The 5,020-nt window shown below is 52.1% G+C and carries 2 tRNA genes and 2 rRNA genes; all 4 read left to right on the top strand.

The annotated features are described in order from the left end of the window. The first annotated feature begins 176 nt into the window (after positions 1-176). Positions 177-1,713 (top strand): 16S ribosomal RNA (locus tag GM154_RS25445). Positions 1,714-1,811: 98 nt separating this feature from the next. Beyond that, positions 1,812-1,888: transfer RNA gene (locus GM154_RS25440), tRNA-Ile, on the top strand. 6 nt (positions 1,889-1,894) lie between these two features. Beyond that, positions 1,895-1,970: transfer RNA gene (locus GM154_RS25435), tRNA-Ala, on the top strand. 246 nt (positions 1,971-2,216) lie between these two features. Beyond that, positions 2,217-5,020, top strand: a 23S ribosomal RNA gene (locus GM154_RS25430); the annotation flags it as partial.

Here is a 5,020-nt window from a genome sequence, read left to right as displayed (position 1 = left end):
AGGTCTTAACCAACCGCTCTTTAACAAGTTGAATCAAGCAATTCGTGTGGGTGCTTGTGCTGTAAGACTGATGGATCGACAAGATTATCAGCAAGACAAGTAACACTCGTGAATTCGAGAGTTTATTTGCGATTGCTGAGCCAAGTTTAGGGTTTTCTCAAAACCCGGATATGTTTGAACTGAAGAGTTTGATCATGGCTCAGATTGAACGCTGGCGGCAGGCCTAACACATGCAAGTCGAGCGGATGAGGAGAGCTTGCTCTCTGATTCAGCGGCGGACGGGTGAGTAATGCCTAGGAATCTGCCTGGTAGTGGGGGACAACGTTTCGAAAGGAACGCTAATACCGCATACGTCCTACGGGAGAAAGTGGGGGATCTTCGGACCTCACGCTATCAGATGAGCCTAGGTCGGATTAGCTAGTTGGTGGGGTAACGGCTCACCAAGGCGACGATCCGTAACTGGTCTGAGAGGATGATCAGTCACACTGGAACTGAGACACGGTCCAGACTCCTACGGGAGGCAGCAGTGGGGAATATTGGACAATGGGCGAAAGCCTGATCCAGCCATGCCGCGTGTGTGAAGAAGGCCCTCGGGTCGTAAAGCACTTTAAGCTGGGAGGAAGGGTTGTAACCTAATACGTTGCAGCTTTGACGTTACCAGCAGAATAAGCACCGGCTAACTCTGTGCCAGCAGCCGCGGTAATACAGAGGGTGCAAGCGTTAATCGGAATTACTGGGCGTAAAGCGCGCGTAGGTGGCTTGGTAAGTTGAATGTGAAATCCCCGGGCTCAACCTGGGAACTGCATCCAAAACTGCCTGGCTAGAGTACGGTAGAGGGTGGTGGAATTTCCTGTGTAGCGGTGAAATGCGTAGATATAGGAAGGAACACCAGTGGCGAAGGCGACCACCTGGACTGATACTGACACTGAGGTGCGAAAGCGTGGGGAGCAAACAGGATTAGATACCCTGGTAGTCCACGCCGTAAACGATGTCAACTAGCCGTTGGGGTCCTTGAGACTTTAGTGGCGCAGCTAACGCAATAAGTTGACCGCCTGGGGAGTACGGCCGCAAGGTTAAAACTCAAATGAATTGACGGGGGCCCGCACAAGCGGTGGAGCATGTGGTTTAATTCGAAGCAACGCGAAGAACCTTACCAGGCCTTGACATGCAGAGAACTTTCCAGAGATGGATTGGTGCCTTCGGGAACTCTGACACAGGTGCTGCATGGCTGTCGTCAGCTCGTGTCGTGAGATGTTGGGTTAAGTCCCGTAACGAGCGCAACCCTTGTCCTTAGTTACCAGCACATCATGGTGGGCACTCTAAGGAGACTGCCGGTGACAAACCGGAGGAAGGTGGGGATGACGTCAAGTCATCATGGCCCTTACGGCCTGGGCTACACACGTGCTACAATGGTCGGTACAAAGGGTTGCCAAACCGCGAGGTGGAGCTAATCCCATAAAACCGATCGTAGTCCGGATCGCAGTCTGCAACTCGACTGCGTGAAGTCGGAATCGCTAGTAATCGTGAATCAGAACGTCACGGTGAATACGTTCCCGGGCCTTGTACACACCGCCCGTCACACCATGGGAGTGGGTTGCACCAGAAGTAGCTAGTCTAACCTTCGGGAGGACGGTTACCACGGTGTGATTCATGACTGGGGTGAAGTCGTAACAAGGTAGCCGTAGGGGAACCTGCGGCTGGATCACCTCCTTAATCGATAGATCCCAGCTTTGGCATAAGCTCCCACACGAATTGCTTGATTCACTGAAATAAAGACGCGAGATGAGTCAAGACTCAAGCGTTAGACGATTGGGTCTGTAGCTCAGTTGGTTAGAGCGCACCCCTGATAAGGGTGAGGTCGGCAGTTCGAATCTGCCCAGACCCACCAATCGATGGGGCCATAGCTCAGCTGGGAGAGCGCCTGCTTTGCACGCAGGAGGTCAGGAGTTCGATCCTCCTTGGCTCCACCATCTAACACCGCGTTAAAGCTCAGAACTGAGTGCTTACCCCCCCTTAAGGGTTGGGTTGGAGCATTGACTTCTGAACTTTGTTTTCAGACTGTTCTTTAAAAATTTGGGTATGTGATAGAAGTACGAACACATAGGCTGTTTCACTGCAGACTATGTGGTCAAGGTAAATTTGCGAGTTCAAGCGCAAGTTTTCGGCGAATGTCGTGTTCCAAACCAAACATAACTTCAGATTCTTTGGGGTTATATGGTCAAGTGAATAAGCGCATACGGTGGATGCCTTGGCAGTCAGAGGCGATGAAAGACGTGATAGCCTGCGATAAGCTTCGGGGAGTCGGCAAATAGACTGTGATCCGGAGATCTCTGAATGGGGGAACCCACCTGACATAAGTCAGGTATCTCACACTGAATCCATAGGTGTGAGAGGCGAACCAGGGGAACTGAAACATCTAAGTACCCTGAGGAAAAGAAATCAACCGAGATTCCCTAAGTAGTGGCGAGCGAACGGGGACTAGCCCTTAAGCTCAATTGATTTTAACCGAACGCTCTGGAAAGTGCGGCCATAGTGGGTGATAGCCCCGTAGGTGAAAGGATCTTTTGAGTGAAATCGAGTAGGACGGCGCACGTGAAACGTTGTCTGAATATGGGGGGACCATCCTCCAAGGCTAAATACTACTGACTGACCGATAGTGAACCAGTACCGTGAGGGAAAGGCGAAAAGAACCCCGGAGAGGGGAGTGAAATAGAACCTGAAACCGTATGCGTACAAGCAGTGGGAGCCCACTTTGTTGGGTGACTGCGTACCTTTTGTATAATGGGTCAGCGACTTATATTCAGTGGCAAGCTTAACCGTATAGGGAAGGCGTAGCGAAAGCGAGTCTTAATAGGGCGTTTTAGTCGCTGGGTATAGACCCGAAACCGGGCGATCTATCCATGAGCAGGTTGAAGGTTAGGTAACACTGACTGGAGGACCGAACCCACTTCCGTTGAAAAGGCAGGGGATGACTTGTGGATCGGAGTGAAAGGCTAATCAAGCTCGGAGATAGCTGGTTCTCCTCGAAAGCTATTTAGGTAGCGCCTCATGTATCACTCTGGGGGGTAGAGCACTGTTTCGGCTAGGGGGTCATCCCGACTTACCAAACCGATGCAAACTCCGAATACCCAGAAGTGCAAGCATGGGAGACACACGGCGGGTGCTAACGTCCGTCGTGAAAAGGGAAACAACCCAGACCGTCAGCTAAGGTCCCAAAGTTGTAGTTAAGTGGTAAACGATGTGGGAAGGCTTAGACAGCTAGGAGGTTGGCTTAGAAGCAGCCACCCTTTAAAGAAAGCGTAATAGCTCACTAGTCGAGTCGGCCTGCGCGGAAGATGTAACGGGGCTCAAACTACACACCGAAGCTACGGGTTCAACGCAAGTTGAGCGGTAGAGGAGCGTTCTGTAAGCCTGTGAAGGTGAGTTGAGAAGCTTGCTGGAGGTATCAGAAGTGCGAATGCTGACATGAGTAACGACAATGCGAGTGAAAAACTCGCACGCCGAAAGACCAAGGGTTCCTGCGCAACGTTAATCGACGCAGGGTGAGTCGACCCCTAAGGCGAGGCTGAAAGGCGTAGTCGATGGGAAACAGGTTAATATTCCTGTACTTCTAATTACTGCGATGGGGGGACGGAGAAGGCTAGGCCAGCTTGGCGTTGGTTGTCCAAGTTTAAGGCGGTAGGCTGACTGTTTAGGTAAATCCGGACAGTTAAGGCCGAGAGCTGATGACGACTCTTCTTATGAAGAGGAAGTGGTTGATGCCATGCTTCCAGGAAAAGCCTCTAAGCTTCAGGTAATTAGAAATCGTACCCCAAACCGACACAGGTGGTCGGGTAGAGAATACCAAGGCGCTTGAGAGAACTCGGGTGAAGGAACTAGGCAAAATGGCACCGTAACTTCGGGAGAAGGTGCGCCGGTGAGAGTGAAGGACTTGCTCCGTAAGCTCATGCCGGTCGAAGATACCAGGCCGCTGCGACTGTTTATTAAAAACACAGCACTCTGCAAACACGAAAGTGGACGTATAGGGTGTGACGCCTGCCCGGTGCCGGAAGGTTAATTGATGGGGTTAGCGCAAGCGAAGCTCTTGATCGAAGCCCCGGTAAACGGCGGCCGTAACTATAACGGTCCTAAGGTAGCGAAATTCCTTGTCGGGTAAGTTCCGACCTGCACGAATGGCGTAACGATGGCGGCGCTGTCTCCACCCGAGACTCAGTGAAATTGAAATCGCTGTGAAGATGCAGTGTATCCGCGGCTAGACGGAAAGACCCCGTGAACCTTTACTGTAGCTTTGCACTGGACTTTGAGCCTGCTTGTGTAGGATAGGTGGGAGGCTTTGAAGCGAGGACGCCAGTTCTCGTGGAGCCATCCTTGAAATACCACCCTGGCATGCTTGAGGTTCTAACTCTGGTCCGTTATCCGGATCGAGGACAGTGTATGGTGGGCAGTTTGACTGGGGCGGTCTCCTCCTAAAGAGTAACGGAGGAGTACGAAGGTGCGCTCAGACCGGTCGGAAATCGGTCGCAGAGTATAAAGGCAAAAGCGCGCTTGACTGCGAGACAGACACGTCGAGCAGGTACGAAAGTAGGTCTTAGTGATCCGGTGGTTCTGTATGGAAGGGCCATCGCTCAACGGATAAAAGGTACTCCGGGGATAACAGGCTGATACCGCCCAAGAGTTCATATCGACGGCGGTGTTTGGCACCTCGATGTCGGCTCATCACATCCTGGGGCTGAAGCCGGTCCCAAGGGTATGGCTGTTCGCCATTTAAAGTGGTACGCGAGCTGGGTTTAGAACGTCGTGAGACAGTTCGGTCCCTATCTGCCGTGGACGTTTGAGATTTGAGAGGGGCTGCTCCTAGTACGAGAGGACCGGAGTGGACGAACCTCTGGTGTTCCGGTTGTCACGCCAGTGGCATTGCCGGGTAGCTATGTTCGGAAAAGATAACCGCTGAAAGCATCTAAGCGGGAAACTTGCCTCAAGATGAGATCTCACTGGAGCCTTGAGCTTCCTGAAGGGCCGT

The organism is Pseudomonas sp. MAG002Y (genome assembly GCF_019400845.1).
In the GTDB taxonomy this organism is placed as follows: domain Bacteria; phylum Pseudomonadota; class Gammaproteobacteria; order Pseudomonadales; family Pseudomonadaceae; genus Chryseomonas; species Chryseomonas luteola.
Note: the sequence above shows the minus strand (reverse complement) of the source record. Positions and strands in the feature narration are given on the sequence as shown.